Annotated in this window: 5 protein-coding genes; 3 read left to right on the top strand and 2 right to left on the bottom strand. The window is 71.8% G+C overall.

Annotation, left to right across the window (positions count from 1 at the left end; all coding sequences use genetic code 11):
• Both PMI14_RS06595 and PMI14_RS06590 read right to left on the bottom strand, forming a co-directional pair.
• Nucleotides 1–231 (bottom strand): hypothetical protein (locus tag PMI14_RS06595; protein WP_007851613.1); only part of this gene is annotated, 231 nt, incomplete at its 3' end.
• Between the two features lie 107 nt (nucleotides 232–338).
• Nucleotides 339–1466 carry an NAD(P)/FAD-dependent oxidoreductase gene (locus PMI14_RS06590; RefSeq protein WP_007851611.1) on the bottom strand — a complete coding sequence of 376 codons (1128 nt, stop codon included), beginning with the start codon at nucleotides 1464–1466 and terminating at the stop codon, nucleotides 339–341.
• Between the two features lie 119 nt (nucleotides 1467–1585).
• Here PMI14_RS06590 and PMI14_RS06585 point away from each other — a divergent pair, with 119 nt between their 5' ends.
• From PMI14_RS06585 to PMI14_RS06575, 3 genes are all read left to right on the top strand, one after another.
• Nucleotides 1586–2353 carry a TetR/AcrR family transcriptional regulator gene (locus PMI14_RS06585; RefSeq protein ID WP_007851608.1) on the top strand — a complete coding sequence of 256 codons (768 nt, stop codon included), beginning with the start codon at nucleotides 1586–1588 and terminating at the stop codon, nucleotides 2351–2353.
• Nucleotides 2354–2416: 63 nt separating this feature from the next.
• Nucleotides 2417–3229: a hypothetical protein gene (locus tag PMI14_RS06580; protein ID WP_007851605.1), complete on the top strand. Its 813-nt coding sequence runs from the start codon at nucleotides 2417–2419 to the stop codon at nucleotides 3227–3229.
• Between the two features lie 67 nt (nucleotides 3230–3296).
• On the top strand, nucleotides 3297–4196 hold a 900-nt coding region (locus PMI14_RS06575; protein ID WP_007851603.1), incomplete at its 3' end, for a glycine betaine ABC transporter substrate-binding protein.

Below are 4196 nucleotides of genomic sequence, written 5' to 3'. Positions count from 1 at the left end.
GGCGGCCCCCCAGCCGGCATCGGGCAGGTCGCCACGCCGGCACTGCCAGCCCTGGGCGCCCAGATCCTGGTCCATCGCGTCGTACTGGGCCTTGCCATCATCGTCCCATCCGGGCAGCACCAGCAGGGCCGGGCGAAGAATGCCGTACTGCCCGGCGGGCGGGGCCACGGTTGCGCTGGCGTCGGCAGCACCGATCGCATCCAGGGAGTCGGGAGGGAGGAGGAACGCCATGCCGCCATGGTGGCCGGGCGACCCGGCATGCGGCTGTCGGCTGCGCGGCCATGTGCGTGTCAGACACGCCTGCAAGGGCGGGCCCGCAGCCCACCCACATGCCCTGGTCAGCCCCCGCGCAGCATCTCCACCAGACCGTGCGGCGCACGCGCGCCTAGGCACAGGTCCAGAATGCCCTGGGCTGCGCGCGCCTCGGCCGCGCTGCGGGGGAACAGGGCCTGCTCGTAGGCCGAGAGTGCAGCCTCCAGGTTCCCCGGGTGGGCAAGGATCGCCTGGGCCAGTTCCGCACCGTCGAGCATGGCCAGGTTGGCCCCTTCGCCCGACGGCACCATCAGGTGCGCCGCATCGCCCAGCAGGGTCACGCCCGGCACCCGCTGCCAGCGGTGGTCCACCGGCAGGGCGTGCAGGGTGCGCAGCACCGGCGCAGTATCGCCATCGGTGACCAGCGCGGTGAGCGGCGCGGCCCAGCCCGCGAATTCGTGGGCCACACGGGCCAGGGCGGCGGCGGGTTGGGTGAAGTCGATGGCCTGGAACCACTCCAGGGGCCTGCTCAGCTGCACATATGTGTGCAGCACGCCATGCGGCTCGCGGTGCGCCACGATGCCCTGACCGGGGGCCAGCGCAAACATCGCCCCCCGGCCCACCGCCTGCGAGCTCGCGGGGTGCCACGTGTCGCAGTCGTGCAGCCAGGTCTCGACGAACGAGGTGCCCACGTAGGCCGGCGTGGCGTCGGACAGCAGGGGCCGCACTTTCGACCAGGCGCCATCGGCGCCCACCAGCAGGCCGGTCTCCACCTCCGCACCGTTGTCAAAGGCCAGCCGGTGGCGCCCGCCGCCCAGCGCAGTGACCTGGGCCAGCTTGTGCCCCCAGCGCACGCTGTCGGCAGGCAGCGCATCGAGCAGGATCCGGCGCAGCTCCCCGCGGGGCACCTCGGGCCGCCCGCCCCTGCCGTCGTCGGGCTCGTCCAGCAGCAAGCGGCCATGCCGATCGAACACCCGCGATGCCTCACCGCCCGCATGGATGATGGACTGGAACTCGGCGAACAGCCCCGCAGCATGCAGCGCGCGCTGCCCATTGTGTTCGTGGATGTCGAGCATGCCGCCCTGCGCGCGGGCGCTGGCCGAGGGCTCCGCCTCGTACACGGTGGCGGCAATGCCGTGCACGTGCAGCACGCGGGCCAGCACCAGCCCGCCCAGGCCGGCGCCGATGATGGCGATGGGGGTGTGGTTCGTCATGTCAGGGGTCCTTTGCGTCGCGGCGTGAAGTGGTTGGGAAGTGACTTATGGAACGCCGTTCCATTAGATTGTAGTGGAACAGCGTTCCACGGGTGCCAGGCATATGCCAAGATGCGGCCATGGCCACCGCAAAGACCCCTTCCGTACCCCCCGCCGCCGCCCGCCCCGACACGAAGACCCGGCGCACGCCAGCCCCTGCCGCAGCGCCCGTGGCCGCGCCGCGGCGGGGGGATGCGCTCACGCGCGAGGGCATCGTCGAGGCATCGATCGCGCTGCTCGACAGCGCCGGGGTGGGTGGCCTGACCTTCCGCGCCCTGGCCGAGCGCCTGGCCACCGGCCCGGGCGCGATCTACTGGCACATCGACGACAAGAACGACCTGCTGACCGCCGCCTGCGATGCCGTGGTGGCCCGCAGCCTGGCCGCGCTGGCGCCGGGGGGCACACCCCGAGCGCACATCCGTGCCGTGGCGCTGGCCATGTTTGATGCCATCGACGCGCGCCCCTGGCTGGGCACGGCGCTCACACAGGCCGCGGGGCAGTTGCCGGTGGTGCGCATCCTCGAGCCCCTGGGCCAGCAGGTGCGCGCGCTCGGTGTGGTCCGGCACAAGGCGCAGTGGACCGCTGCCAACGCGCTGCTGAGCTACATCCTGGGCGTGGCCGGGCAGAACGCCGCCAATGCGCAGGCACACCGAGCACCTTCCGGCCAGGGCGACCGCGCAGGCCTGCTGGCCGAGGTCGCCGCAGCCTGGTCCGCGCTGGACCCGGTGGACTACCCCTTCACCCGCAGCCTGGCCGGCCAGTTGCGCGAGCACGACGACCGGGAGGACTTCCTCGCAGGCATCGACCTCATCCTGGCCGGCCTGGCCGCAACGCCGCGCCCGCGCTGACTCGGCCACCCGGTGCTCTCTTCGGGCGACAATCGCCAGAGAGAGAGAGGGAGAAAAGACACCATGCAATCCATGAACACGCGGCGCAAGTCCGCGGCACGGGCGGTACGGACCGCACTGGCGGCCCTGCTGCTGGCGGGCGCCGCTGCGGCACCGGCACAGGCCCAGACCGGCGCCAGCAAAGACCAGGAGCAGCAGGCCCTGGACTCGATGGCCAAGGCCGGGCCCCTGCTCGACAAGATCAATGCCGGCGGCTCCGTCAGCGACCAGGAGGTGCTGGACGCCCGGCTCGGCATGATGGAGCCCTTCATGCGGCTCAAGGCCGCCTACCGCCGGGAGACTGATGCGATCGAGGACCACTATGTGAAGGACCTCGCCGCCCTGCAGCCCCAGACCATGCTGGCCCCGGCAACGATGGTCTCGCCCGAGCTGCGCACCCAGACGCGGGTCCGCCTCAAGGCCTGGCAGCAGGCCCTGGCCAGCTACCGCAGCCGCATGGAGGTGGCCAACGCCCAGGCGCTCAAGGACATGAAGGCCTTGCAGCCGCAGCTGCCCGCCTTCACCTACGGCCCCCTGGCCAGCGGGTTCGAGCGCGCGCTGCGGCTGGTGGGCGACTTCGTGGCCGGCTTCGCGGCCGGCGAGACCGCGGCCATGGCGGGCGCCTCGGCGCTGCTGGACTTCATGGACAGCATCCCGGGCGGCTATTTCATCGACCCAGGGCCGCCCCAGAGGCTGATGTTCAGCGACCAGGCCCGCCTGGACCGCTACCTTGCGCTGATGAACCAGGTGCAGCTTGGCGCCCAGCAGGGCGCCCAGGCCAGGACCCGGCTGGTCCAGGCGTTGGCCGAACGGCCCGCCCTACCTGCCAAGCCCTGAAGGGCCCTGGACGGCCATAATCTGCGGGCAGCGCAGCCTCGGGCGCAAAGCAGCGCAGAATGGCCCGATGCACCCCACCCGACTGCCCTGGCGCACCGCCGCCAAAGCCACCCTGCTGGTGCTGGCCAGCACCCTCGCCTGGCCCTTGCAGGCGGCCGCAGAGTCGCTGGCCGTGGGCTCCAAGCGCTTCACCGAAAGCTACATCCTCGGCGAGGTCATCACCCAGGCCGCGCGCCAGGGCGGCGCCACGGCCGAGCACCGCCAGGGCCTGGGCAACACCGCCGTGGTGGTCGAGGCGCTCAAGACCGGCTCCATCGACATCTACCCCGAGTACCTGGGCACGGTGGAGCGCGAGATCCTCAAGCTGCCCACCGGCTCGCCACGCGAAACCATCGACCGCAGGCTGCGCGAGATGGGCCTGGCCATGGGCGTGCCGCTGGGCTTTTCCAACAGCTATGCGCTGGCCGCCAGCGCCGAGGTGGCGCGCAAGCACCAACTCAAGACCCTGGGCGACCTGCGCAACGCGCCCGATCTGCGCATCGCCATCTCGCAGGAGTTCCTCGGCCGCGAGGACGGCTGGCCCGGCCTGTCCAAACGCTACCAGCTGCCGCAGCGGCCCACCTCCATCGACCATGGCCTGTCGTACCAGGCGCTGGCCTCGCAGCGCATCGACCTGACCGACATCTACACCACCGACGCGCGCATCGCCGACCTGGGCCTGGTCACGCTGCAGGACGATGCCAACTACTTCCCGCGCTACGACGCGGTGCTGCTCTACCGTGCCGACCTGCCCACGCGCGCACCGCAGGCCTGGCAACAGATCGCCGCGCTCGAAGGCCGCATCGACGTGACGCGCATGATCGCCATGAACGCCCAGGCCGAGCTGCAGGGCCAGGCCTTCCCGGCGATTGCGGCCGGCTTCCTGGCGGGCGCTGCCCAGCCTGCGGCGGCACCAGCCACGGCAGCC

The sequence above is a fragment of the Acidovorax sp. CF316 genome (genome assembly GCF_000276605.1).
Classification (GTDB): Bacteria; Pseudomonadota; Gammaproteobacteria; order Burkholderiales; family Burkholderiaceae_C; genus Acidovorax.
This window is presented reverse-complemented; position numbering and strand designations above follow the sequence as displayed.